Source organism: Candidatus Weimeria sp. HCP3S3_B5 (genome assembly GCF_052064335.1).
Classification (GTDB): domain Bacteria; phylum Bacillota; class Clostridia; order Lachnospirales; family Lachnospiraceae; genus Weimeria.
Window position 1 is genome coordinate 1 of record NZ_JBQHVU010000016.1, and the last position, 24,448, is coordinate 24,448.

Below are 24,448 nucleotides of genomic sequence, written 5' to 3' on the forward strand. Positions count from 1 at the left end.
TAATATTCTTTTGTTATTATAACCGATTACATGTTAGCTTTTGTTTTAAAATACAGTGCTGATATTAAACATATACATTACATTAGATATCAAGATAAAATTAAATATCAACATATAAATTAATATTAAACCTGTTAACTACTTTGCTTACAAAATCGACATTGTTGATAAAAACACCTTTTACGTCATAATTAAATTCTAAACCATTATAGACATTGTAGTCGTAAATGAAGTTTACGTTAATGCTATAAACAACATTTAATTTGTATGTCATAACTTTATTACATATACTATTATATATTACATATACTATTATATATTACAATTACTACTTGACATAAAATCTGACTTCATTACAAGATTAGTATCTGTTGTTGTTCGGGAATTAGATGATGTGGTCGCTGTATAAGATATATTTGAAACTGTATTTTATGTTGAGTATGTGATTTACATAGAATGTTTGCACTATATTAAAATTTGATATCGTATGCAAACAATAATACGCATACATATACTAACACATTATGTCGTTGTATCCTTTATTTGTAAGACAATATATTGATTGCATTATTAATCAGTCGCCAAAACGTCAGGTCATTAATATATATAGATGCCGAAAAATTTCATCAAAAGATTAGCTTAAGTTTGCAGAATATTTTAGCATCCTGATTTCTATCTGATCTGACCAGAGACTAAATAGTTAAACTAATTATAACAATGTTGAAGGATTTTGTAAATAAAATAAGTACAGCAAGATCGAGATGGTAATATTATGTGAAGGTTAATCAAGTCAGGCCTAACAGCTGAAATATATAAAATTAAAATTGAGTTATAGTGAAAATGCAAAGGATATAGCAAATACAAACATAATATGCTAATAAAGCATACAAATACTACATACTAATATGTCGAAACAAAAGATAATGTGGACACATAATGAGATTGATGTAAAATTACATGTTAAATCTAGGTCAAGTGTGATAGAATATCCGTTGAGATTTACCAACTTATTCGAAGGAAGAAAAACTGACTAAATATGAATGAGATAAGAAAAAAAGAGATTGAAAATGAACTGATGGGCACAAGAAAGCTTTTTGTTAATGGCGATCTTGATGATGCTCAGAAGAAAATAGACAGGGTAATAGATTCACTTTCATCTGATGAGCTGATAAAGGAAGACAAGAGATTTGAATATCTTGATTTTAAAAACCCGATTGAAGAAGGACTTTACAGGGTCAGAAGAAGAGATATATATTCTGAAAGGGGTGAAGAGAGAAGACAGCTTGAAGATAATGAAGAAAACAGGTTGGAGGATGATGTTAGAGAAGAAAGAGCAGACGAAAAAGAGATAAAGCTGGTAGAATACCCGGTTTCAAATCTTTTTGTCCTGTGTGCAAGCATTGCTCTTCAGAGAGGAGATTATGGAAAGGCGCTTGAATCGCTTGAAGAGGCCATGGAATGGAATCCGATCAGCCCAGAGATAGCATTTGAATATGCAGAAACTGTAAAAAGGATGGGAGCCATAGACCAATTTTTTACGTTGACAAAAAGAAACTTTCAAAATATTTATTCATCCGGTCAGCTTGGGCACGCATACAGGAATGCTGCTTATTATTATGAGACAAGTAATGAGTCTGAGAAGGCTCTGGCTATGCTGGCATTTTCTACTGGCTTTGATGATAATGAAAATGCTAAGAGGGAGATAAACGCGATTTTAAAGGAGGATGGGAAAGATCATATACAGATCAGTATAGATGATGTGAAGAAGATATGCGATGAGGATGATATCCCATTTGGCCCCGATCCCCTGGTTATTAAGCTGTCAAGCCAGAATGGGATGTATTTTATGCAGGACAAGAATTATCAGATGGCATATTATTTTTTATCAATAGCTTATGATCTTACAAGGGATCCGGCAATCAAGAATAAGCTTGATGAGATAGCCGATCAGATAAAAGACAAGCAGCATGAGTGATTCTAAGAAGGAGTAAAAATGGCTTCTAAAACGTTTGACTTTAGTGACAGCAGTGAAAAAAAAGAAAAAGAAATGCCGCAGGGTACTTCCGGAAAGCAGGCTTTTTCGTATAAGACATTTGAGCAGGAATCTGATTTCTCGGATAAGGATCATCCCATCCTGATAATAGAGGATAAAGCTGGTACGCTGGTTCATCATGTTAGCGGAAGGTTTTATAGATATGAAGATAAAATGAGTTTTGAGTACGGGAGATCATCCGACCAGCTTTTTGCGGCGATAGATGCAGTTGACTCAAGATTCACCAAACTTTTGGCTTTTTTAGCAGACAATCACGAAGATGTCAGATTATCTGGACATATAGTTGATGGTAATTACAACGTATATAAGATACGTGCGGTTGATTCAGCCGGACTTAGAAGACTTACATCAGAGGATGGATTTTTACAGAATGTCATAAACAGACTTCTCGCTTCACAATCGCCTAAGGTAGAGAAGAACGATGATCTTGCAATAGAAGATAAGTCAGTTGCCTTTAAGCTGAGAATGACGGATATAACGGGAATGGAAAATTTTCTAAAGGTAGCTTCTGATGTTCTGCCAGATAATATTGCTGTCTGGGCAAAAAGAAATCTGATGCTGGCAAGATCCCAGAGTATCAGTCCGGATGAGAGAAGACATGCTATGAGAGCCTTATCAATGATGCTGAATATTCATTGGAAGGATGCTTATTTTCCATCGATAAATCCTAAAGAAGCCAGAAAGGTCCTTGACAATAGTCTGTATGGGATGGATAAGGTCAAACAGAGGATTATTGAAACTATCATCCAGATCAACCGGACGCACACACTTCCGTCATATGGTCTTTTGCTCTGCGGACCTGCCGGGGTAGGAAAATCTCAGATCGCATATGCGGTTGCCAGAATACTGAAATTGCCCTGGACAGCACTTGATATGAGCACGATAACCGATGCAGAGGCTTTGACAGGAAGCCCTAGAGTTTATTCTAATGCAAGGCCGGGAAAGATCATGGAGGCTTTTTCTGAAGCTGGATCTTCTAACCTTGTCTTTATCATTAATGAGCTTGATAAGTCTGATAATGGCAAGAATGGTATGAGTCCTGCTGATGCACTTCTTACATTATTAGATAATCTGGGATTCACAGATAATTATGTGGAATGTATGGTGCCGACAAACGGTGTTTACCCGATAGCAACAGCAAATGACAAGTCAAAGATTTCAGATCCTCTTATGACACGATTTGCTGTTATCGATATTGATGATTATAGTCCGGATGAGAAAGCGATGATATTCAAGCGTTTTTCTTTACCAAAGGTGCTTGATAGAATGCAGATCAAAAAGGAAGAATGCAGGATAACTGATCGGGGAATTGATAAGATAATAGAGATCTACAGGGATCAGCCTGGTGTAAGAGACCTGGAGCAGGCAGCAGAGCATCTTGCAGCTCATGCACTTTATATAATTGAGACAGAAAATAAGGCTAGCGTGGTTTATGACGCAGATAGTGTTGAAAAAATACTTGTTGAGAAATAATGTATCTAAATAAGTACAAGTTCACTCCTTGACCCTTGTATGATACAAGGGTTTACAATTCACTTAACAGATAGCAAAGGCAAAGAAGCCGGTACCCAAAAAGGGACCGGCTTTTTTGTTTTTGCTGATACAGGATGGTAGATAATGAGTGAAGATCAAGGAGGTAACATGGACACAAAAATTGATTTTCTTTACCTTAGTGAGCCTGATATGGTAAAGGCGGGAGTAAAGGATATGGCAGCATGTATAGAATCAATGGAGGATATGCTTAAGCTCCTTAAGGCTGGAGATTATATGATGGGTGGTGAAAACCATAATTCACATGGCTGTATGGTGACCTTCCCTGATGATCCGAAGTTCCCGGGAATGCCAAAGAATACTCAGGACCGTAGATTCATGGCAATGCCTGCATATCTTGGAGGCAAGTACCAGATGGCTGGAGTAAAGTGGTATGGCTCCAATGTTGAAAATAAGGAAAAGGGACTTCCAAGGTCTATACTGATGATGGTGCTTAATGATAAGGATACGGGAGCACCGCTAGCATTTATGTCAGCGAATCTTCTTTCTGCATACAGGACTGGTGGAATACCAGGAGTAGGAGCTAAATATCTTGCTAGAAAAGATTCCGAAACGGCTGCAATCATCGGACCAGGAGTAATGGGTAAGACATCGCTAGCTGCTTTTGCTGTCACTTGTCCAAAGCTTCACAGGGTAAATATAAAGGGCAGAGGACGTAAGTCAATTGATTCATTTATAGATTTTGTCAAAAAGGAATATCCTCAGTTTGATGAGATCAATGTATGTGAAACAGATGAGGAAGCAATTCGCGGGGCAGATGTAATAGCATTTACGACCACGGCAATGACAGATGATGATCCAAAGATAGTAGAAACCTATCCTTATATAAGCGGGGACTGGGTAAAGCCTGGAGCGTTTATCTCAATGCCGTCAGCCGCAAGATTTGATGATGATTATCTGAGTAAGTGCAGATTTGTGGTCGACAATTATAAGCTTTATGAGGCCTGGGCTAATGAATATCCGTATCCGACATATCCGAAGATGGGAATCATAGGGTGTAAATTCACGGATCTGGTACATGAAGGAAAGAATAAGCTTTCAGATATTACTGAGATTACAGATATTATAGAAGGAAAAGCGCCAGGAAGAAAATCTGATGATGAGGTCATCGTATATTCAGTTGGTGGAATGCCTGTAGAGGATGTTGCCTGGGGATGCTCAGTATATAGAAGAGCATTAAAGGAAGGCATAGGTGTCAAGCTGAACCTTTGGGATGTTCCAGAAATGGCTTGATTGTTTACGGAGGAAAAAGAAATGTCAGGACTTAGCAAAATTGAAGTGATCTGCGATATGTCGAAATTCGCAAAGATAAAGAAGGAGCTTTCAGAGCTAAAGGTAGGAGGAATGACCTTCACTCAGGTGCTCGGATGTGGAGTAGAGAAGGGAACAAAGGAGTACGAGGTTGATGAAAACTATGAGATGGAGCTTCTTCCTAAGATTCAGATCTCTGTAGTGGTTGAGACTGGAAGAGTAAAAAAGATCACTGATGAGTTATTAAAGACGCTCTACACAGGACATATCGGAGATGGAAAGATTTTTGTATACAGTCTTGACAATATGATCCGTGTAAGAACTGGAGACGAAGGAACAGATGCGCTTTGATCATATGTCGGAATGATATCGGCACATTAATGTATGTTTACCGATATCGGCATAGATTTCCTTGAAAGGAAAAGACGATGGATGAGAAGAAATTAGGACTGAGAAACGTCATATCTGTTTCTGTGGGCCTTATCATTGCCACAAGTACGCTGGTCCAGCTTGGACAAGGTGCCGGGACTGCCGGTGAGATGTTTATTCCTGCGATGATCATTGCATGTGTATTGAACATGATTACCATGGCTACACTGTCAGAGCTGAATGCGATCATGCCAAATGTGACCGGAGGACTGGCTCAGTATACACTTGCTGGTATAGGACCGATACCAACAATTGTGCTGATGGTCGGCGGATATATGGTTTCCAATATTCTGTCCTGTGGAGTAGAAGCATCGATATTTGCATATGCAATGGGATCAGTATTAAAGATCAATATGCCTAACTATTTGTGGGTAGTGATCGCTTCAACAATTATTCTTATTGCAAATCTTCGCGGCGTGGATATGTTTGCCAGAATACAGGATCTTGTAAGCTACCTGATGCTTGGATCCATGCTTGTAATGGGAATAATAGGAACGTTAAAGCTGGGGACTGGTAAGATAGTCAGTCAGCCGGCAGTAGTCGGTACACCGACTCCGTTATCCATTGTTTCCCTTACAGCGATTGGTTTCTGGCTCTTTATCGGAGCTGAGTATGCAATTCCTATTTCAAAGGATGTAAAGAATGCAAAAAGAAATGTCCCGCTTGGAATGTTTATGGGACTTGGAATAATCTGCATTGTCCAGATTATAATGATCTTTGGCTTCCACAATTATACCAGATGGGACGATCTGATGAACTCAGCAGCTCCGCATATGCTATATGGACAGGCACTTTTTGGAAAAGCTGGTCAGATCTGGATGTGTATCGTTTCGGGACTGGCTGTTGTCAGCACACAGAATTCAACAGTTCAGGGTTTGTCAGAAATCTTTGCTGGAATGAGCTATACGAATCTGATGCCTCAGTTCTTTGGCAAGATGAATAAGAACAAGGTTCCGTTTATCGGATGCTGGATAATCACAATAGGTATTCTGATCTGCGCATATATTTCCCAGAATTCATCCGACAGAATCAGTTTTCTGATCCAGGTTGGCTCAGTGTTCTGGATGGCATCATATGCAGTAGCAAACATCGATCTGCTTGTATTTCGTCATAGACTTCCAAAGGCTCCCAGAAACTTCAAGGTACCGTTTGGACCAGTCCTGCCCTGCATCAGTATAGCTGGCATTGTTTTCATGATAGCAAATATTTCTACTGATCCGGTGGAAAGGAACCAGATTCTTATGGTAACCGGAATAATTACGGCAATCCTCTTTATATATTCGATCTTCTGGATCAGGATAAAGATGAGGATACCACTGTTTAAGCCGGTTCCTATCGATAAGGTCCTGGCAATGGAAAATCCTATGTACTATAAGATAAGAAAATACAGAGGAATCTGGAAGTAAGTTATAGAACTAGTATGTTGAATGGAGGAAAAGAAATGGATAGAATAAAAAATCACCCTATATTAGGTGAAAGTCCTGAGGGAAAGCTTGTAAATTTTACCTATGATGGAAAAACGCTTCAGGGATATGAGGGTGAACCGATTGCTGCAGCATTAAGAGTAAATGGTATCATGATCCACAGATATACAGCCAAAAGGCACGAGCCGAGAGGCGTGTTCTGTGCGATCGGTAGATGTACTGACTGTGTAATGATAGTAGACGGACAGCCGAATGTGAGGACCTGCATTACACCTCTTCGTGAAGGTATGAAGGTACAGACTCAGGATGGCGTAAAACCGTTAGATGTTGAGTAAGGAGGCTGTTCATGGAAGTAATAAAAAAAGAGCTGATAGTAGTTGGAGCAGGGCCTGCAGGCCTTAGTGCGGCAATAGAAGCAGCAAAAAGTGGTGTAAAGGCAACAGTATTTGATGAAAATGCTGCACCGGGCGGACAGCTTTTCAAACAGATCCATAAGTTTTTCGGTTCAAAGGAACATAAGGCTAAGATCAGAGGCTTCAGGATCGGTCAGCAGCTTCTTGAGGAGGCTAAGGAGGCTGGCGTAGAGGTTGTGCTTAACGCTACGGTAATCGGCCTTTATCCTGACAAGGAGGTTCTTGTTCAGGAAGGCGATAAGGTAGTGCATTACAAGGGTGATGCCGTCCTTGTAGCAACAGGTGCTGCTGAGAATATGGTTAATTTCAGAGGATGGACCCTTCCTGGCGTGATCGGTGCAGGGGCTGCCCAGACAATGATGAACCTGCATCATATCAAGCCGGGAAACAGAATTCTCATGCTTGGAACAGGAAACGTAGGACTGGTTGTTTCATTCCAGCTTATTCAGGCTGGCTGTGAGGTTGTGGCACTTGCAGATGCTGCTCCAAGGATCGGAGGATATGGAGTACATGCAGCAAAGGTTGCTCGTACGGGAGTTCCATTCTATCTTTCTCATACTATAAAAGAGGTAGAGGGGACTGACTGTGTAAAGGGTGTTACGATCCAGCAGGTTGATAGTCACTTCAACTTTATACCGGGAACAGAAAAGCATTTTGATGTTGATACTGTCTGTGTGGCTGTTGGACTATCTCCTATGGCACAGCTTCTTAAGATGGATGGAATTGAAATGGATACCTCTGCAGGTGGATTCGTGCCTAAATGTGATGAAACCGGGGCCACATCAGTTCCTGGTATATATGCAGCTGGTGATGTCGCTGGTATTGAGGAGGCGTCTTCTGCTATGATCGAGGGCAGGATGAGTGGAGCAGCTATTGCAGAATACCTGGGTTATACCGATCATGAAGCAAGAGTAGTAAGAGAGAAGGAACTTGATCAGTCACTGGAATCTCTTCGTCAGGGAATGTTTGCTCCTAAGAACAGAGGAAAGAAGATCGAAAAGACTGAAGAGGGAATAGATATTTCCGAAAATCTTCTTACACATGGATTTGTGGCGGATGATGAGATAAGCAGATTCCCTGGATTCAGGAAACAGGCAAAGGTTCATCCGGTGATCGAGTGTACACAGAACATACCTTGTAATCCTTGTCAGGATGCATGCAAAAAAGGATGTATTTCTATCGGTGACAATATAACATCTCTCCCTATTTCGGTAGATGGCAGTGAGTGTATTAACTGCGGGATGTGTGTAGCAAGCTGTTCAGGTCAGGCAATCTTCCTTGTAGCAGAGGATACTCAGCCAGGCTTTGGCGAGGTGACTATTCCTTATGAATTCCTTCCTCTTCCTGAAATAGGAGATAAGGGGTACGGACTGTCAAGGAGCGGAGAAAAGATCTGTGATGCGGTCATTACCAATGTCCGTTCCAGCAAGGCTTTTGACGGAACCAATCTGGTAACAATGAAGGTTCCGATGGAATTCATCGACAGAGCAAGATTTTATAAGAAGGCATAAGGGACGCTTTTATAACTTGATCTTATGGAAAGCGATATATCCTTATTAAAGGAAAGGAGAAAAAATGTTAGACATTGAAGAAAAGCTGAAAGAAATCGGCCCTTATGTGCCTGAAGATGATGATGACATTCTGGTATGCCGTTGCGAAGAGGTGACCAAGGGCGAGATCAGAAAGGCTCTCCATCAGGGGATCACAACTATAGAGGAGCTAAGGAGACTTTTAAGATGTGGAATGGGACTCTGTCAGGGACAGACCTGTGGAACTCTTACAAGAAGACTTGTGGCAAAGGAGCTTGGTATAAGGCCAAATGACGTTACACTTGCTACAGCCCGTACACCGATGAGACCACTGGATATGGGAGTGGCTGGTAACGACAGAGGCCTTAAGGAAGATGAGATCAAAGGAGGCTTACGATGAAAAGAACAGCAGATGTAGTTATCATAGGCGGTGGTATCGTAGGCTGTGCCAGCGCATATTATCTTAAGAAAAAGGGTGTAAAGGATATCATTGTACTTGAGGGAAGCTCGTCGATAGGGCATGGCGGGTCAAGCCGTAATGGTGGTGGTGTCCGTCAGTCTGGACGAGATCCTAGAGAGCTTGGGCTGGCTATGACAGCCGTTCAGAAATTCTGGCCAACACTTTCAGAGGAGCTCGGCAGAGATGTCGAATATACTCAGAAGGGTAACCTTCGTCTTGGTAAGACTGAGGCCCATATGAAGAAGCTGCAGGCCCTTGCAGACAGCTGTGCTGCAGGCGGACTTAAGCTTGATATGATAACAGGTGATCAGGTAAGAGAGATTTCTCCATATATGTCAGAGGATGTCATGGGTGCAAGCTTCTGTCCGACAGATGGACATGCCAATCCTCTTGTAGCCACACTTGCCTATTATATGAAGGATGTTGAGCTTGGAGTTCATTTCTTTACAGAGGCCAAGGTCAATGAGCTTGAAAGGGTAAAGGGTAAGGTCAGGAGAGTAATCCTTGAGGACGGTACAGTCTTTGAAGGAGGAGATATCATTCTGGCAGCCGGTTATGATTCAAGAAGGATAATGAATACGGTTGGTCTTGATGTCCCTATGACACCATTAGTTGATTGTGCTCTGGTCACAGAGATGGAGCCGGAGATGTTCCCTCAGATGCTCGGAACGGCTGCAGCGGATTTCTATGGACATCAGACAAAGCATGGTTCTTTTGTATTTGGTTCTGAATCAGGACTAGAGGAGTTTATGGAAATAAAGGATCCAAATGATATGAGTATGCAGCACCCGGCAACCCTGGGAGCCTCATGCAGGGCTATCGAGGGCTGGATTCCGGCACTGGCAAAGGCTAAGATAGTTCGCAGCTGGTCTGGAGTACTGGATCTGACAAAGGATGGAGTTTGCGTTCTGGGACGGCCTCGTGAGGCTGATGGCCTGATCCTGGCTTGTGGCTTCAATGGACATGGATTTGGAACAGCTCCTGCTGTTGGCTATATCATGGCGCAGACGGTAGTGGGAGAGGATCCTATTACAAACATTGAACCGTTAAGATACGAGCGTTTCTATCAGATCTAAGACATATATTAAACCATATTCGATGAGAAAGGGGATTTTTCTCCTTTTTCATCTTGCGTATAGATTGGACTTGTGATACCATGCCATACATGAGTGAAAACGGTCTTTTCAAAATAGGTGAGATTTCAAAGCTTTTTAATATAGGTGTAGACTCCATAAGGTATTATGAGAAGGTTGGTCTTCTAAATCCTGTCAGGAATGAGGAGAATAATTACAGACTTTATACTATGGATGATATCCGTACTATGAATACAGTAAGAGAGCTGCTTTCCATCGGTTTCTCCACAGAGGATATTTTAAAGCTGGAAAAGGACAGAAGCCTTAAACATGTAACGGAAATGCTTGGAAGGGAATCTTCTGTAATAGATGATAAGATAAGGGAACTTACTCAGATAAAGGGCAACATCAATTCCAGACTGCGTTCTATAAATGAGGCATTAAATCTTGACACATCAGGGACAATCCATGAGCTTGATCTTCCTGAAAGAAACTGTCTTCTGATTTCAGAGGGTGCAGTGCCTGATAATGAGATTAATTATCGTCTTGCAGAATTCAAAAGTTATTTCTCAAAAGATGTTACAACAATCGGTGCCTGTGACTGTTATATTCTGGATACAGACCGTATGGGAGAAAATGGAGATTTTGCTACTAAAGCAATATTTTTTTATTCGGGTTATCTTAATCTAGATACTAATTTTGCTTTGGAGGCAGGGAAATATATTTCTCTTGCATACAGAGGAAGATTTAGTCAGACTGTAGATCTTTATCCAGGAATGCTTAAGTACTGTGAGGAGCATCATCTCAAGCAGGCAGGTGATCTGGTCGAATTCTGCCATATTGACAGATATGAAACATCCAATGTTAATGAATACCTGACTCAGCTTCAAATGAGAGTGGTGTAACAGTCTTTAATTTTTAATTTTCTTTTTTCTACCTGATTGACCATGGTTTTGATTAATGCTAGAATATCCATAAAAGATTAGTGAGGAAAAAGATGTTTTATCAATATTTATCTAATGTTATCAGTAGTTCTCAGATCCTTTGCCTGGCGGCAGCGATGGGCTTTCTTATATCATTTGTACTGCTTGATATGAGATTTCCCTTTCTTCCAAGGGACCATGGTAGGGATTTTGCCGTTAATGGGGCGCTTTCAAAGGGTAAGCTAAGAGGAGTAGGGGTGATAATGATCCCTGTTTTTTCTCTGGTCGTTCTATTAGTCTGCCCTGTTTCTGTAGAAAGTATTATTTACACTGTTCTTATCAATCTTGTTATGCTTTCCGGATATCTTGATGATGCCTCAGAAATACCGTGGCAGGATTATAAGAAAGGCGCAATCGATCTTGCGATCTCAGTGATTACTATGATCGTATTCCTTAGAGAAAATGGTACGTCTGTAGCCTTTTTTGGAATTTCGTTTCATATACCGCTTGTTCTATATTTTATTCTGGGTATTATCCTGATATGGACGGCGATCAATGTGACCAACTGTTCAGATGGGATAGATGGTCTCTGTGCCTCTGTTTCTTTCGTGACGATTGCATCATTTGCTTTGCTCTTTAAAGCAGAGCTTGCAGAGTATGCGGATTATGCCTGCGTTTTGATGGGTGTTATGGCGGCATATCTGTTTTTTAACACAAAACCGAGTTCAATGTTAATGGGTGACGCCGGATCAAGAGCGTTAGGATATGCCATTGCTCTTCTTGCAATGAAATCAAGGCATCCTTTCAGTTACATCATATTGTCTCTGGTTCTAATACTGGATGGCGGTCTTGGTCTTATAAAGGTTTCGGTGATCCGTTTTCTTCACAAAAAAAACTTTATGAAGAATATCCGTACGCCAATACACGATGAACTCCGCTCAAAGAGTGGGAGAGGATGGTCTGACATGCAGGTTGTGGTCAGATTTTCTATCGTTCAGCTTCTGATTTCAGCAGCACTTGGAATATTTATTATCTGATCTGCAGGGATGAAATGAAATATAATAATATTACATTAATAGGAATGCCGGGCTGCGGCAAAAGCAGTCTCGGGGTGGTACTTGCAAAGTACCTTGGATATAAATTTATTGACTCTGACCTTCTTATACAGGACCGTGAGGGGCAGCTTCTGAGTGAGATTATAGAAAACAGAGGACTGGCTGGTTTTAAGGATATAGAGGATCAGGTAAATGCCTCGATAGAAACGGACAAAACTGTTATTGCTACAGGCGGTAGTGTTGTCTATGGGGAAAATGCGATGAGGCATTTAAAAGATATTTCCTGTCTGGTATATCTGAAGCTGCCATATGATGAGATCGAATCAAGGCTTGGAGACCTGAATAAACGAGGCGTAGCTGTAAACCCGGGCCAGACGCTTTATGATTTATATAAAGAAAGAACACCGCTATATGAGAAATATGCCGATCTTACCGCCGAAATCAATGGACTTGATATCAGAGAATCGGTAATCCGGATTGTTGAACAGCTAAAAGAGGGATGATATTATCCCAACAGCAACTATCGGTAAAATGAATATTTATCCGCTAGATAGATACCGGAGGTCGTTAGGGTTAGGGACTCCCCCTAGGCCCTAACCTCTCAGTCATCTCTGTCTGCGCTCCCTGCTATAAGTCTTATCATAAACAGCTGAAGAAATCCAGAGAACAGGGCTGCTACATAGGTCAGGGCAACAGCGACTAGATGAGATAAGGCTAAAACTCTTTTCGTATCAGATTAAAAATATTCTCAGTCAATGCCGGATTATGCCTGGTTCCACGTTCGAGTGCTGATAATGTCAGGACCCTTTCTTTTTTATCCGGCACCCTATTATAGGAAATGAATTCTGTAATATCAAATATTTCCAGAAGCTCCGTATAAAGTATAGCCAGCATGGCTTGTCTTTGCCAGAAATATGATTCGTAGGCATAGGGATATAATTGCTGAAGAGTGTGTGCAAAATAGCATCTATGACGGTCTTCAAAGGATGGATCCGCCTTGTAGAGCTCTTCAAGCCTGTCATCCAGCCATTTTTTGGCACTATGCTGATCTAATCGGCCAAACAGCTTCTTGTACTTTTGAATCAGTACAAACAGATGCGGATTTCTTAATGACATTGATGTGTAATAGACAAGGTCAAGAATAATCCTATCTACCAGTTCAATCGGGTAGAATGCATTTGAAGGTTCCTTAGAGACAATATAGCTTCCCCAGTCATCTGGATCAAATGACAGATGGATATCCCTGGCTTTAACTCTTGTAGAATTACTCAGATATAATGAATTTGATCGCCCGGCACAAGCATAGATGGCCTGAAACAGACTGGGTAGACTGTGAGAGGGTTCACAAATAGCCGATAATGCAATATCCCTCTGAAGAAGAAGCTCTGACAAAAACTCCTTATCATCGTTATTTGCAGTATAATAAGGCTGGTATTTCTTTTCTGTGGGAACCAGATTGATATCGTATGGATGATCATCAAATGTGGCAGCGGCTGCCGGACATGATAGCAGAATTGTTATCTCCTGTCTGTAGCCAAGATCCATGACATGAAAAGGGTATTGCTTACAGACAAGAGGAAGAAGCGCTATATCTCCATTATCCTGCTGGAAACGGCAGAGCCCTCCTTCTATCAGAAAAGGGCATCTTCCAAAGACCCTTCGGATGATTCCTGGCCCGTGTCCCTTTATACAGGAGCGAATTATTATTCCATGAAGTCCAGTCAGTTTGGTATAATTCTGGTAGATGTCATTACTGACCTCTATCTTCCAGTATCGGCAGCAATTGGCCGGGCAGTCTGTCATCAGACATTTATAGTAGCTTTCCAGTTGGGTGATAAATGTTTTCATCTTTATATAAATAAGGCAGGCCGATACCAAATGGCACCAGACCTGCTAATAGGGGAGAATATGAAATTGAAATGAAAGGGGTTTCATTTCGGTTCTAAATTATACATTAAACGCCCTGCATAATCAATAAAAATTCTATTAATAATTATTATGTCTTTCTGTTGTCTTATGCGAGCGAAAAATAGGTTCCATCTGCGTGTGTATAAGGCTTTGCCCATGAAAAATAGTATCCAGCGCGGAAGAATTTCAGATTCTTTGGATGACTGTTCTTAAGCAGGGCATCCTTGCATGCATTTACAGTTTCGCCGTTGATATCGTTTGTATGGATTCTGGACATCCTTACTACGGAAAACTGATGCTTGGCTGTCAGAGCCTTGTATACCGGGTCTGATGATCCCTTATAGCTTCTTGCCCTGTTGACTATTACCTCGGCAGTCATTTCCTTTGTAGTATACCTTACATCACCTGCTTCGCACTGTACAACCCTGCACATCAGGTCAAAGGCCTTTTTTGTGATTTTTACCTGAGAGTTGGCCTTAAGCTCTTCCCAACTGATATCTATAAGAGACTTCTGCTCCGCTTTTACTCTTGATTTATAATTGCCATAGCTTACGCCGATCCAGTTCTTCTTCTGTTTCCTAAGTTTTTTCTTATAGGAAGCGCTAAGCTTCTTTGCGTTTACAGGCCTATAGCCGCTCTTTCTGACCTTTCTGGCCTTCTTTAATGTTATTGAGGAGCCTGTAGTAGCAAGGCTCTCTGTGACTATTGCAGAGCCCGATACGGCATTCTCTGCTGATGCCTTTATGGTCGGAACCATAAGAATTGCCAGAAAAACTGCTGTAACTGCTATGAGACTTTTTTTAAACATAAATCCTCCGTTTTCTATTTTTTACGGAGAATATTATGACATATTTTTGTAACAATTGCAAGTATGACTTAACAATTTTCAATAAAACTTAAAGAATAACTATCTGTAATCGTTGAAAATAAGGCATTTCCATGAACTGCATTTTTTCCTGAACAAAAAAGACAGGAAAGAAATATACTTTCCTGTCACAAGCTGCTATAAAATGGTGCAGATTATTTAGCAGTCTCTGCTTCCTTCTCTGCAGCAGCCTCTTCATCTGCCTCAAGTACGGCTTCTGCTGCTGCATCCATATGCTGATGCTCTGCGATATGAAGAACTGAAGAATCAAGCGGTGTTGTAACATCGATGTCTGCGTTCTTTGCGATATCAAGATCTCCGACTGTGATCTCTGTTCCGATAGGAAGCTTTGATACATCGATCTCGATCTTGTCGACAATATCCTTAGGATATGCCTTGTACTCTACGGTGCTGATATCTCTTGTAAGGAATCCTGCTGTACGATCCTCGTTTAAGAGAATGATCTCAGCTACGCCCTTTACCTTCTCTGTTGCGATCAGGTGCTGGAATGTCATGTCAAGATAATGAGTATTGAGATGATCCTTGTCTGCTGACTTGATCATTGTATCGTACTCCTTGCCATCTACTACAAGTGTAGCTTCTGAACCTACATGATGGTTCTTCATGAACTGAGTAGCCTCATTTGCATCGATGACGAGTGAAAGTGACTCCGGAAGGTCCTTTCCGCACATAGATGCTGTGATGAGTCCCTCACGGCGGAGAGCCTTTGCCTTCTTTGACATGTCACGTGTCTTTGCATTAAGTGATGCCATTGTATAACTCCTTTCTGCGGGCCGTCTTGACCCCAGACAGACCCGATTTGAATCTGTCAACAAAAATTTACCGTGTGATATGATAACACGAATAATATTTTTTTTCAAGAAAAATCAGTCGAGAAATTTTTCTCCGAACTCATCGAGCAGGTCACAGGCTTCGTCAACCGACATACCATGCTCCACTGCATAGATGATGATTGCATCCCGTCTGTCACGTGGATAGAGAGCCGGAGCCTTAGCTGCAGCCAGTGCCTTCTGCGTCATATCCAGATTCAGATGCAGAGCCAGTGAAATCATGATCACCTTATCACGTCCTGGCAGCTTTCTTCCATTAAATATCTGATATCCGTATGTCCGCTCTATATTGGAGTCCCTAATGATTTCTGACGGCTTCCTATCATTAAACTCCGGCAGGGAATCCAGGAATTCCGAAAACGACTTCACCTGCGTCTCAGGCTTATCAATTCTCTGCACATATTCTTCAAGGCCAGCTTTAGAATCTGTACTTTTCAATATCTGTAATAATTCAGTAGTTGATTTCTTATCCATAAGAAGTATTGTATCATAACTCATTTCAAAATGTGTGTGCCAGCAGCACACCAATTCAGTTGTGCAATACTTTAGAATGATTTTATTGACAACCGTTTTAGCAAGGAGGATTTTATGGCAGACGGATTCTTTAATACAACAGATAATGGTGGACAGAGTAATGGAACAAATCCATATATTCAGAACACTCCACCACATTTCCAAAATAACATGACAAAGACATGCAAATACTGCGGTTCCCAGATACCTGCAGGTGCCAATGTATGCCCTTATTGCCGTAAGAAGCAGAAAGGCAAAGGTGGACTGATCGCTATAATAGTGATCGTTATTCTGATAATCATCATCGCTGCAGCCGCTTCAGGAGACGACAAGCCTAAAAAGGTTACAACCAGCTCTACTTCATCGTCGGCAAAATCTACTAGTTCTAAATCTTCAAAGAAGGACAAGAAAGAAGATACTACATTTACAGTTGGCGATACAGCTGATTTCGATGGAGTCAAGGTAAAATTATCGTCGGCTATCCTATCAAAGGGCAGCGAAGCAAATTTTGCTGTGCCTGATAAAGGAAAATATTTCCTTGCACTTATCTTCGATATCGAAAATGATTCAGATGAAGATATAACTGTAAGCACTTGGGTATCTTTTGAAGCTTACTGTGATGATATGTCGATTGACGAGGATTATACAGGTGAAGAGGCTCCTGAGGTAGATGGATTAAATTCACTTGGTGGAGATGTAGCAAGTGGAAAGAAGATGAACGGGATAATGACTTACCAGGTTCCGAAGGACTTCAAAAAGTTTGAGATTTCTTATCAGCCTGATTTCTGGGGCGACAAGAAAGTGACATTTGAAATACCATCCGATAAAGTAGACTGGTCCTCTGTAAAATAACCCGAATAAGATGCCAAAAGCCGTGGCAATTAAGATTGTCACGGCTTCTTTCTATGTTTCTGTAAATATAAAATTGCACTTCTTCCTGATCCATTATCTGCTATAATATCATTCATGGAAAGCGAACAGATCATCATTGACAGGGAAAACAGACAAATATACATCCAGAAAGTTTTAACAGAATACAATATCGATGTTTACCAGTATCTTCATGAGCATAGGAATGTGCACATACCTTACGTGAAGGAATTTCATGAGGAAAACGGCAGACTCGTGGTCACCGAGAAATTCATACAAGGACGTACTCTGGATGAGCTTCTTGCGTCAGAAGATCATGTAAAAAAATCCCCGGAAACAGCCACTTCCGGAGAGAAGCCCTCTGGCCGGAAAGACACCTATCATCTGACAGATTCAGAAAAAAAAGAAATCCTGAATGGCATCTTAGATGCCGTAGAATTTCTGCACTCTGCCACTCCGCCCATCATCCATCGTGATATCAAGCCATCAAATATAATGATCACATCTGACGGCATTTCGAAGCTCATAGACTATGATGCCGCCAAGATAAAGCACAAAGAAGAATCTCATGACACCGTTTATCTGGGCACACACGGCTCTGCTGCGCCGGAACAGTATGGTTTCGGAGCATCGGATGAACGTACGGATATCTATGCTATAGGAGTGCTGATAAAAGAATTATTTCCTGAGAACAGACAATATATACGTATTGCAGAGACAGCGACCAGTCTCGATCCGTCAGACAGATACCAGAGCATAAAAGAGCTGAGACGAGCCATGAAGGGCTGTTTGATTCTGCCTTTTCATATAAATATACCCGGGTTCAGAAATGGCAATATCGTTCATATGCTGATTGCCACGTTCGTATATTTCGTTACAACAGGCGTAATCATCGATTTTAATGGAGACGGTATAACAAACAGTGAAAGAATAATATATCAGATCATTTGCGCCTGTATGGCATTTTCAGAAATAGATCTGTGGACAAGATGGACACCTGTTTTCATAAGATTTATCCCGATAAGAAGCAAAAATAGAGTTACCAGGATTCTGACAACACTGGTGTTCTCTGTATTTATTTTCATATTCTGGATTGTTGTAATGCTCATAGTGCTGTATATTGCAGGTTACTAAACAGAGGACTTCCTCTCAGGCTTCTTTAATCGTCTATTACTATCAGTTCTTCGACTGTCACCTTTGTCTGCTTGTCAGACACGTGAAATGACTGCAGCACCGGGTGGTTCTTGTTCTGCAGTGACATAATCAGATAGCTGGCGTGCTCATCGTATGCCAGCCTCTTGTCCTCCTCCGACGGCCGGGATGGCGATGCCGGATGGGAATGCCAGTTGCCAAGCGGTTTCAGTCCATTTGCACGCATATCCTTGATCGCTGCAAACTGGTCTTTTGGATCCAGAGAAAAATGTTCTTCACTGTGGTCTATATTCTCAAGCAGATAGACCTTTTCGATATGCTTCACCGGATGCACACCAGTGCCGTCCTGATCGTATGCATCAGGCTCTTCCGCTTCAGTCCCAGCAATAAGTCCACACGCCTCTTCCGGAGCGTTCTTCCTTGCATGATCCAGAATTTTCTGGTAATCACTTTCTTTAATAGTTATAATGTAACTCATTTAGCTCTCCTTCACATCAGAGTTATTTGTACACGTGTCACGCCATTGGTGTCAGACACCAATGGTATGACACCTGTCATTTTTCTTCTGTTCAGGATAGCGGGTTCTTCGGATCCCAGTCACACTGTACCTGCTCATAGTCGATGAGCTCAGTGATCGTAGGGTGATCTGAGCATACAGCACAGTCTGGATCCTTAGGAAGCCTGATCTTCCTGAAGTCACCCTTGAGACCGTCGTATGTGAGGAGATATCCGGTGAGGAGTTCTCCTGCGCCTGTCAGATACTTGATGGCTTCCATTGCCTGTAGGCATCCGATGATACCAGCCATTGCGCCGATTACTCCGGCCTGCTTACAGGTAGGAACAGCATCCTTTGGTGGCGGGTTCTTGAATACGCATCTGTAGCATGGACCCTGGCCCGGTACATAGGTCATCAGCTGACCATTGAAACGAAGGATTCCTGCGTGACAGAAAGGCTTTTTAGCCATTACGCACGCATCATTGATCAGGAACTTCGTAGGGAAATTGTCTGTTCCATCAAGGATGAAATCATAATCCTTGATGATATCCATGATATTATCTGATGCCAGGAACTTGTAGTAAGTATTGACCTTGACATCAGGATTGATGGCCTGCATAGTCTCTTTTGCAGACTCTACTTTTTCCTTGCCGATATCGGCTGTCGTGTGGATGATCTGTCTCTGGAGATTTGACAGATCTACAACATCGGCGTCAATGATTCCGATCGTTCCTACTCCTGCCGCAGCAAGATACATAGCAGCCGGGGCACCGAGACCACCAGCCCCTACGATCAGAACTTTGCCATTTAACAGCTTTTTCTGGCCCTTAACACCGATTTCTTTAAGGATTATGTGTCTTGAGTATCTCTCAAGCTGTTTGTTAGTAAAAGCCATTACCTGCCTCCTCCCATGAAGTATAGGAATTCAACCGAGTCTCCCTCCTTTAGTGCTGTGCTTTCAAAATCATCCCTATTTATGAAATCATCATTTATCGTGACAGTTACATAAAGAGGATTATCGATCTTTTCAGCATCAATAAGCTCAGAAACAGTTATTCCATCTTTGTATTCTTTTTCTTCTCCTGCAACCTTTATCTTCAATTCATTTACCTCCGAGTTTAGCCTTTGTGTATGAATGGCCCTTTTATGCTATTTGTCAGTCTCCAACCTTTTTAACTATCAGGTCATACGTTCCGTCATTATTGTCAATGAGCTTTAGGATCTGATGTCCTTCCTCCTTCATTGAGCGCGGAACGTTCTGAACCGGTTCTCCGTCGTTCATATGAACATCAAGAATCTCACCATCTGAAAGCTCCTCAATAGCCACCTTTGCCTTAACAAAGGTTACCGGGCAGACCACATCTGTGATGTCAACTGTATCTGCAATATCAAAATCTGCCATATGTTCATTCTCCTTTCGCATTATAAGCGTTATTTACAACAACCTTGAATTTATCCCAGCCGACACGTTCTAGCGTCTTGAAAAATCTCTCGCTTGGAAGTCCATTCTCTGCAAAAAAATCAACTGTAGCATCTGCAACACGGAAAAGAGTGTCCTCATCCCTGATGAAGGGAACAGCCTCTTCGCCGAATTTCATATTGTTTCCGAAGGTCCCGCCAAAGGTTACGATAAATCCAGGAATATAATCCCAGGCATCTACTGGACAGCTTTTTACACAGCGACCGCAGTTGTTGCATTTGGAATAATCTACGTTTATACGACCGTTTTCGTCCTGGGTTATCGCTCCCTCGCGGCAGGCCTTAACGCAAACTCCGCATCCTATACACGGCTCTTCCTTCCAGCTTACCTCATATCCTCCCTTGATCCCGAAATCATTTTCCTCTGATTTAAGGCAGTTGTTTCGGCAGCCTGTCACTCCGAACTTAAACTTATGGTTCAGTTCACGTCCAAAATATCTCTTGTCAAGCTTTTCGGCTATATCAAGCGCATCGATACATCCTGATGGACAGCATCTGCCACCCTGACAGGCTGTAACTGTCCTGACTCTTGGTCCGCATACACCCGGGACCACGCCGCCCTTTGCGAGATCAGCCTTTACAGCATCGATATCCTTTAGCTTGATAAAAGGAATCTCTATGCCCTGTCTTGCTGTAAGATGAACATATCCATGACCGTATTTATCAGCCACAGCCTGGACTGCGGCGAGCTGTTCTGTTGTTACAGTGCCACCAACGATCTTTACTCTAAGTGAAAAAGTATCCTTCTGCTTCTGCCTCATGAAGCCACCAGCCTTGAGTGCCGAATAATCAACTGCCATAAGTTCCTCCATACATCTTCAATCCAGAAATACAATCGGGTTAATTCCTATCTTTCATATAGGAATTAAGTTATTTCAAAATTAATTATAATTTTTTTTCAGTCTTTGTCAAGTACTTTAATGCTATTCCTTGTCTGTAAGCTCAATTGCCTGGACAAAGTCTTCAAGAAGGTCCTTGGGATCCTCTATCCCAACACTGACACGGATAGTATCATCAAAAACACCGGCATCGGCCATCTGTTCCTTGGTGCTGTGTATATAAAGAGTGGATGCAGGGTTGATGACTAATGTTCTTATATCTCCGATGTTGCTTGCGATAGTGGCGTACTTTAGTTTATCCATAATATGGAATGCCCGGCTTCTGCTTCCGGCCCTGAATGTAAGTATGCCTCCTCCAAATCCGCCAAGGTCTCTTTGGGCTAAATAGTATGATTCACAGCTTTCAAGAGTTGGGTGATTCACATCAGAGATACTCTTTACAGTGGATAAACCCCTTGCCAGCTCCCTTGCATTTGAACAGATTCTTTCCATTCTAAGACCAAGGGTTTCCAGGCCTACAATATTCATATATGCATTAAATGGAGAGAGGCATGCGCCAAAGTTTTCCCAGATATCTGTCCGCAGACGGATCGAATATGCCATACTTCCGTATTTTGCAAAGTCTTTCATGGCAGGATATCTTGACGGATCCCAGTTGAAGCTTGAACCATCTACTATGATGCCACTTATGGAATTGCCGCTACCATTAATATATTTTGACGAAGAGTGCACTACTATATCAGCTCCAAGAGATAATGGATTTATCAGATAAGGAGTTGCCATGGTTGAATCTACAATCAACGGTAAACCTCTGCTATGGGCGAATTCTGCCAGCTCCGGGATATCCAGAATAAATAGCCCTGGATTAGAGATAACCTCGCCAAAAATGATCCTAGTATGATCGTTAATAAATGGCTCAATATATTTGGGGGTAAGTTTCCTTGTGAAATGGGTATGGATCCCGAATTTTTCAAGATCCTTGAATAGATCAAGCGTGCCTCCATACAGGCCGGATGATGCGATTATCTCATCGCCACTTGATAAGACATTTAACAAGGAGAGCGTAACAGCGCTCATTCCTGAGGCTGTTGCTACTGCTGAGGGAGCACCCTCAAGCTCTGCTATTCTGTTTTCGAAAGCGGAAATAGTAGGGTTTCCGATCCTTGTGTACGCATAGCCGAATGCCTTATGATTGAAAACCTTTTCCTGCTCCTCTGCGCTTCCGTAACCAAAGGCGGTTACCTGCGCAATTGGAGGGAGCGTGGATTTAAATGCATAATTACCTGTTGACCTGCCATGGAGGACTTTTGTGTTAAAATCCATTCTCATATATTCCTATCGGGTTACTATGTTTATAAGTTGTATTTACTCTAACACAAACCCAGGGATATGTCAATGAGAATCAAGAACAATAACCTCTTGTCTGTATACTTTTTTGAAGAAAAGCAGGGACAGTGTAAATGAGACAAACTCTGCGATCAGGAAGCACCACCAGACATTATTAACATTTCCGGTCTGTGCCAAAAGCCATGCTGCAGGTATCAGGATAACAAGCTGTCTGCCAAGAGAGACGAGCAGGGAGTATATACTCCTTGAGAATGCCTGGAAGATTGACCCCATAACGATTCCGCAGGCCGCTATCGGGAAGTGTATAGCGATGGTCCTAAGAGCTGGAATACCCATCTGAAGAAGCTGCTTTGATGGAGAAAACAACTTGAGGAGAACTCCTGGGAAGAGCTCAAAAACCGTTGTTCCGCATAACATGATACATACTGCAAGTAACAGAGCAAACTTAAGTGCCTGATCGATTCTGGATTTCTTTCTGGCACCGAGGTTATATGCCAGGATTGGAATCAGACCATTATTAAGCCCGAATACTGGCATAAAGAAGAAGGACTGCAGCTTGAAATATGCCCCGAAGACTGCTATGGCGGTCGTAGAGAAAGTCTTCAGGATCAGATTCATGCAGTAGGTCATTACGGAACCAATGGCCATCATAAGTATAGATGGTACACCAACCGCATAGATTCTGCCTATTATCTTGAAATTCGGATGGAATATTTCCTTAAAGGAAAAATGCAGCTCTTTGTTAAAATGAAGATTAAGGAAAATACCCAGACAAGCAGCAATGCACTGCCCCATTATCGTGGCGTATGCTGCACCGGCAACTCCTAACATCGGGAAGGGCCCGATCCCGAAGATCAGAAGTGGATCAAAGATTATATTTATTACTGCACCGGTTATCTGGGACGTCATTGACAGCATTGTACGTCCAGTAGATTGCAGAAGTCTCTCCAGTATGATCTGCATGAAAACTCCTATACCTAGTGTCATTACTATTCCCAGATATGCATATCCAAGCTGCCTTATTTCCGGATTCCTGGTCTGGCTATTGATAAAAGGCTCCGTTACTGTAAGGCCTAGAATAAGAAAGATGATTGTACTAAATAGAGCAAGGAGTATTGCTGTATTCGCTGCTTTATCAGACCTGTGATAGTTCTTCTCTCCTAGTGCTCTTGAAAGCATTGCATTTACGCCGACTCCGGTGCCTGCACCTACAGATATCATCAGATTTTGAAGTGGAAAGGAGATCGTGACAGCAGTAAAAGCATCCTGTGATAGCTTGGCTACAAAGACGGAATCAACAACATTATAGAGTGCCTGAACCATCATGGAGATCATCATTGGCACAGACATGTTGATGATCAGCTTTTTTATCGGCATAGTGCCCATTTTGTTTTCCTGCATAGGACCTCCTTCAAAAATAATTAACTTTGAACGTAACTTATAAATTATATCAAATCAAGAAATAATGTCAATGAGAATATCTGACAAAATTTTCGATAAATCTGCTAAAAAGTCCTACCATAATGGCTGGATTGTGATAAAATGTAGATGTAGATAAGTTAAAGGGCAATAAAAGCTCTGGGTTTATAGAAATGCGAGGGAATTTTATGACTAAGATGAAAGAGCTTATGGACGATGTTAAGAAAAAGGGGTATGGTACGGTACCTTATGAAAATGTAAACGGAGATCATGTTTACATTTCAAGAGGGATCAGAGAAGAATTTATGAATGGCGAGGATGATATGCAGAAGGTTGTAGATGCAGTCGCCCGCTTTCAGAAAGGGGACTATGGCGACGCCACATCTCACGGCAAGGCTTCAAGAGAGGGCCATGAATATGGCCGTTATGCGATAACAAAGCTGGTCGCAGATAACCCGGATGAGGATACAGCTGTATGGATACACCGCGCTGATGATTCCCTGATCGTCTATTTCAGATTTGAAAGATAAGGAAATAAGAGCCTGACT

Annotated in this window: 26 protein-coding genes; 15 read left to right on the forward strand and 11 right to left on the reverse strand. The window is 41.7% G+C overall.

The window, feature by feature from the left end:
- Positions 1–1,036 precede the first annotated feature (1,036 nt).
- From ACTNCK_RS08440 to ACTNCK_RS08495, 12 genes are all read left to right on the forward strand, one after another.
- Positions 1,037–1,975 carry a tetratricopeptide repeat protein gene (locus ACTNCK_RS08440; protein WP_441082070.1) on the forward strand — a complete coding sequence of 313 codons (939 nt, stop codon included), beginning with the start codon at positions 1,037–1,039 and terminating at the stop codon, positions 1,973–1,975.
- Positions 1,976–1,993: 18 nt separating this feature from the next.
- Positions 1,994–3,526, forward strand: coding sequence for an AAA family ATPase (locus ACTNCK_RS08445; protein ID WP_441082071.1), 1,533 nt, complete (start codon positions 1,994–1,996; stop codon positions 3,524–3,526).
- A gap of 168 nt (positions 3,527–3,694) precedes the next feature.
- Entirely contained in the window at positions 3,695–4,837 is a 1,143-nt protein-coding gene (locus tag ACTNCK_RS08450; RefSeq protein WP_441082072.1) for a tyramine oxidase subunit B, read from the forward strand.
- 21 nt (positions 4,838–4,858) lie between these two features.
- A complete protein-coding gene (locus tag ACTNCK_RS08455; RefSeq protein ID WP_441082073.1) occupies positions 4,859–5,206 on the forward strand; it encodes a P-II family nitrogen regulator in 348 nt (115 codons plus the stop codon).
- A gap of 77 nt (positions 5,207–5,283) precedes the next feature.
- The gene (locus tag ACTNCK_RS08460; protein WP_441082074.1) at positions 5,284–6,690 is read left to right on the forward strand and encodes an APC family permease; all 1,407 of its coding nucleotides are present in this window, start codon (positions 5,284–5,286) and stop codon (positions 6,688–6,690) included.
- A 35-nt stretch (positions 6,691–6,725) separates the two neighbouring features.
- Positions 6,726–7,043, forward strand: coding sequence for a (2Fe-2S)-binding protein (locus ACTNCK_RS08465; RefSeq protein ID WP_441082075.1), 318 nt, complete (start codon positions 6,726–6,728; stop codon positions 7,041–7,043).
- Between the two features lie 11 nt (positions 7,044–7,054).
- Positions 7,055–8,632: an FAD-dependent oxidoreductase gene (locus ACTNCK_RS08470; protein ID WP_441082076.1), complete on the forward strand. Its 1,578-nt coding sequence runs from the start codon at positions 7,055–7,057 to the stop codon at positions 8,630–8,632.
- A gap of 64 nt (positions 8,633–8,696) precedes the next feature.
- Entirely contained in the window at positions 8,697–9,050 is a 354-nt protein-coding gene (locus ACTNCK_RS08475) for a (2Fe-2S)-binding protein (RefSeq protein WP_441082077.1), read from the forward strand.
- The gene (locus ACTNCK_RS08480; RefSeq protein ID WP_441082078.1) at positions 9,047–10,186 is read left to right on the forward strand and encodes an NAD(P)/FAD-dependent oxidoreductase; all 1,140 of its coding nucleotides are present in this window, start codon (positions 9,047–9,049) and stop codon (positions 10,184–10,186) included. The genes ACTNCK_RS08475 and ACTNCK_RS08480 overlap by 4 nt, the downstream gene beginning before the upstream one ends.
- Positions 10,187–10,275: 89 nt before the next feature.
- On the forward strand, positions 10,276–11,088 hold the full coding sequence (locus ACTNCK_RS08485; RefSeq protein ID WP_441082079.1) for a MerR family transcriptional regulator: 813 nt from the start codon (positions 10,276–10,278) through the stop codon (positions 11,086–11,088).
- A gap of 92 nt (positions 11,089–11,180) precedes the next feature.
- Positions 11,181–12,143: a phospho-N-acetylmuramoyl-pentapeptide-transferase gene (locus tag ACTNCK_RS08490; RefSeq protein ID WP_441082080.1), complete on the forward strand. Its 963-nt coding sequence runs from the start codon at positions 11,181–11,183 to the stop codon at positions 12,141–12,143.
- 14 nt (positions 12,144–12,157) lie between these two features.
- Positions 12,158–12,664: a shikimate kinase gene (locus ACTNCK_RS08495; RefSeq protein WP_441082081.1), complete on the forward strand. Its 507-nt coding sequence runs from the start codon at positions 12,158–12,160 to the stop codon at positions 12,662–12,664.
- A gap of 211 nt (positions 12,665–12,875) precedes the next feature.
- On the opposite strand, the gene fliB is transcribed toward ACTNCK_RS08495, so the two are convergent.
- The 4 genes from fliB to ACTNCK_RS08515 all read right to left on the reverse strand — a co-directional run bounded on the left by fliB (position 12,876) and on the right by ACTNCK_RS08515 (position 16,259).
- Positions 12,876–14,009, reverse strand: a complete 1,134-nt coding sequence (fliB, locus tag ACTNCK_RS08500) for a flagellin lysine-N-methylase (protein WP_441082083.1) — start codon at positions 14,007–14,009, stop codon at positions 12,876–12,878.
- Between the two features lie 166 nt (positions 14,010–14,175).
- A complete protein-coding gene (locus ACTNCK_RS08505) occupies positions 14,176–14,877 on the reverse strand; it encodes a hypothetical protein (RefSeq protein WP_441082084.1) in 702 nt (233 codons plus the stop codon).
- Positions 14,878–15,089: 212 nt separating this feature from the next.
- Positions 15,090–15,707 carry a 50S ribosomal protein L25 gene (locus ACTNCK_RS08510; RefSeq protein WP_441082085.1) on the reverse strand — a complete coding sequence of 206 codons (618 nt, stop codon included), beginning with the start codon at positions 15,705–15,707 and terminating at the stop codon, positions 15,090–15,092.
- Between the two features lie 114 nt (positions 15,708–15,821).
- Positions 15,822–16,259 carry a hypothetical protein gene (locus tag ACTNCK_RS08515; RefSeq protein WP_441082086.1) on the reverse strand — a complete coding sequence of 146 codons (438 nt, stop codon included), beginning with the start codon at positions 16,257–16,259 and terminating at the stop codon, positions 15,822–15,824.
- A 114-nt stretch (positions 16,260–16,373) separates the two neighbouring features.
- On the opposite strand from ACTNCK_RS08515, the gene ACTNCK_RS08520 reads away from it, so the two are divergent.
- Positions 16,374–17,150 (forward strand): DUF4352 domain-containing protein, encoded by a 777-nt coding sequence (locus ACTNCK_RS08520; protein ID WP_441082087.1) that lies wholly within the window; start codon positions 16,374–16,376, stop codon positions 17,148–17,150.
- Between the two features lie 114 nt (positions 17,151–17,264).
- Positions 17,265–18,302, forward strand: coding sequence for a protein kinase domain-containing protein (locus ACTNCK_RS08525; protein ID WP_441082088.1), 1,038 nt, complete (start codon positions 17,265–17,267; stop codon positions 18,300–18,302).
- Between the two features lie 25 nt (positions 18,303–18,327).
- On the opposite strand, the gene ACTNCK_RS08530 is transcribed toward ACTNCK_RS08525, so the two are convergent.
- The 7 genes from ACTNCK_RS08530 to ACTNCK_RS08560 form a co-directional block, all read right to left on the reverse strand.
- Positions 18,328–18,798, reverse strand: coding sequence for a M67 family metallopeptidase (locus ACTNCK_RS08530; RefSeq protein WP_441082089.1), 471 nt, complete (start codon positions 18,796–18,798; stop codon positions 18,328–18,330).
- A gap of 91 nt (positions 18,799–18,889) precedes the next feature.
- Positions 18,890–19,711 carry a HesA/MoeB/ThiF family protein gene (locus ACTNCK_RS08535; protein WP_441082090.1) on the reverse strand — a complete coding sequence of 274 codons (822 nt, stop codon included), beginning with the start codon at positions 19,709–19,711 and terminating at the stop codon, positions 18,890–18,892.
- Positions 19,711–19,917, reverse strand: coding sequence for a sulfur carrier protein ThiS (gene thiS, locus ACTNCK_RS08540; RefSeq protein WP_441082091.1), 207 nt, complete (start codon positions 19,915–19,917; stop codon positions 19,711–19,713). Before thiS ends, ACTNCK_RS08535 begins: the two co-directional genes overlap by 1 nt.
- A 55-nt stretch (positions 19,918–19,972) precedes the next feature.
- Positions 19,973–20,218 (reverse strand): sulfurtransferase TusA family protein, encoded by a 246-nt coding sequence (locus tag ACTNCK_RS08545; RefSeq protein ID WP_441082092.1) that lies wholly within the window; start codon positions 20,216–20,218, stop codon positions 19,973–19,975.
- A gap of 4 nt (positions 20,219–20,222) precedes the next feature.
- The gene (locus ACTNCK_RS08550) at positions 20,223–21,095 is read right to left on the reverse strand and encodes a 4Fe-4S binding protein (protein ID WP_441082093.1); all 873 of its coding nucleotides are present in this window, start codon (positions 21,093–21,095) and stop codon (positions 20,223–20,225) included.
- Between the two features lie 123 nt (positions 21,096–21,218).
- The gene (locus tag ACTNCK_RS08555) at positions 21,219–22,457 is read right to left on the reverse strand and encodes an O-acetylhomoserine aminocarboxypropyltransferase/cysteine synthase family protein (RefSeq protein ID WP_441082094.1); all 1,239 of its coding nucleotides are present in this window, start codon (positions 22,455–22,457) and stop codon (positions 21,219–21,221) included.
- Positions 22,458–22,526: 69 nt separating this feature from the next.
- Complete coding sequence (locus tag ACTNCK_RS08560; protein WP_441082095.1) at positions 22,527–23,882, reverse strand: MATE family efflux transporter; 1,356 nt, start codon at positions 23,880–23,882, stop codon at positions 22,527–22,529.
- A 206-nt stretch (positions 23,883–24,088) separates the two neighbouring features.
- Here ACTNCK_RS08560 and ACTNCK_RS08565 point away from each other — a divergent pair, with 206 nt between their 5' ends.
- Positions 24,089–24,430 (forward strand): hypothetical protein, encoded by a 342-nt coding sequence (locus ACTNCK_RS08565; protein ID WP_441082096.1) that lies wholly within the window; start codon positions 24,089–24,091, stop codon positions 24,428–24,430.
- Positions 24,431–24,448: the final 18 nt, after the last annotated feature.

Bases quoted from the DNA above. Each gene is read 5' to 3' on its own strand.
- ACTNCK_RS08460 (WP_441082074.1), top strand. From the start codon at position 5,284: ATGGATGAGAAGAAATTAGGACTGAGAAACGTCATATCTGTTTCTGTG.
- ACTNCK_RS08510 (WP_441082085.1), bottom strand. From the start codon at position 15,707: ATGGCATCACTTAATGCAAAGACACGTGACATGTCAAAGAAGGCAAAG.
- ACTNCK_RS08505 (WP_441082084.1), bottom strand. From the start codon at position 14,877: ATGTTTAAAAAAAGTCTCATAGCAGTTACAGCAGTTTTTCTGGCAATT.
- ACTNCK_RS08450 (WP_441082072.1), top strand. From the start codon at position 3,695: ATGGACACAAAAATTGATTTTCTTTACCTTAGTGAGCCTGATATGGTA.
- fliB (WP_441082083.1), bottom strand. From the start codon at position 14,009: ATGAAAACATTTATCACCCAACTGGAAAGCTACTATAAATGTCTGATG.
- ACTNCK_RS08475 (WP_441082077.1), top strand. From the start codon at position 8,697: ATGTTAGACATTGAAGAAAAGCTGAAAGAAATCGGCCCTTATGTGCCT.
- ACTNCK_RS08545 (WP_441082092.1), bottom strand. From the start codon at position 20,218: ATGGCAGATTTTGATATTGCAGATACAGTTGACATCACAGATGTGGTC.
- ACTNCK_RS08565 (WP_441082096.1), top strand. From the start codon at position 24,089: ATGACTAAGATGAAAGAGCTTATGGACGATGTTAAGAAAAAGGGGTAT.
- ACTNCK_RS08445 (WP_441082071.1), top strand. From the start codon at position 1,994: ATGGCTTCTAAAACGTTTGACTTTAGTGACAGCAGTGAAAAAAAAGAA.
- ACTNCK_RS08480 (WP_441082078.1), top strand. From the start codon at position 9,047: ATGAAAAGAACAGCAGATGTAGTTATCATAGGCGGTGGTATCGTAGGC.
- ACTNCK_RS08440 (WP_441082070.1), top strand. From the start codon at position 1,037: ATGAATGAGATAAGAAAAAAAGAGATTGAAAATGAACTGATGGGCACA.
- ACTNCK_RS08465 (WP_441082075.1), top strand. From the start codon at position 6,726: ATGGATAGAATAAAAAATCACCCTATATTAGGTGAAAGTCCTGAGGGA.
- ACTNCK_RS08490 (WP_441082080.1), top strand. From the start codon at position 11,181: ATGTTTTATCAATATTTATCTAATGTTATCAGTAGTTCTCAGATCCTT.
- ACTNCK_RS08470 (WP_441082076.1), top strand. From the start codon at position 7,055: ATGGAAGTAATAAAAAAAGAGCTGATAGTAGTTGGAGCAGGGCCTGCA.
- ACTNCK_RS08495 (WP_441082081.1), top strand. From the start codon at position 12,158: ATGAAATATAATAATATTACATTAATAGGAATGCCGGGCTGCGGCAAA.
- ACTNCK_RS08525 (WP_441082088.1), top strand. From the start codon at position 17,265: ATGGAAAGCGAACAGATCATCATTGACAGGGAAAACAGACAAATATAC.
- ACTNCK_RS08555 (WP_441082094.1), bottom strand. From the start codon at position 22,457: ATGGATTTTAACACAAAAGTCCTCCATGGCAGGTCAACAGGTAATTAT.
- ACTNCK_RS08455 (WP_441082073.1), top strand. From the start codon at position 4,859: ATGTCAGGACTTAGCAAAATTGAAGTGATCTGCGATATGTCGAAATTC.
- ACTNCK_RS08520 (WP_441082087.1), top strand. From the start codon at position 16,374: ATGGCAGACGGATTCTTTAATACAACAGATAATGGTGGACAGAGTAAT.
- ACTNCK_RS08550 (WP_441082093.1), bottom strand. From the start codon at position 21,095: ATGGCAGTTGATTATTCGGCACTCAAGGCTGGTGGCTTCATGAGGCAG.
- ACTNCK_RS08535 (WP_441082090.1), bottom strand. From the start codon at position 19,711: ATGGCTTTTACTAACAAACAGCTTGAGAGATACTCAAGACACATAATC.
- ACTNCK_RS08560 (WP_441082095.1), bottom strand. From the start codon at position 23,882: ATGCAGGAAAACAAAATGGGCACTATGCCGATAAAAAAGCTGATCATC.
- ACTNCK_RS08530 (WP_441082089.1), bottom strand. From the start codon at position 18,798: ATGAGTTACATTATAACTATTAAAGAAAGTGATTACCAGAAAATTCTG.
- ACTNCK_RS08515 (WP_441082086.1), bottom strand. From the start codon at position 16,259: ATGGATAAGAAATCAACTACTGAATTATTACAGATATTGAAAAGTACA.
- ACTNCK_RS08485 (WP_441082079.1), top strand. From the start codon at position 10,276: ATGAGTGAAAACGGTCTTTTCAAAATAGGTGAGATTTCAAAGCTTTTT.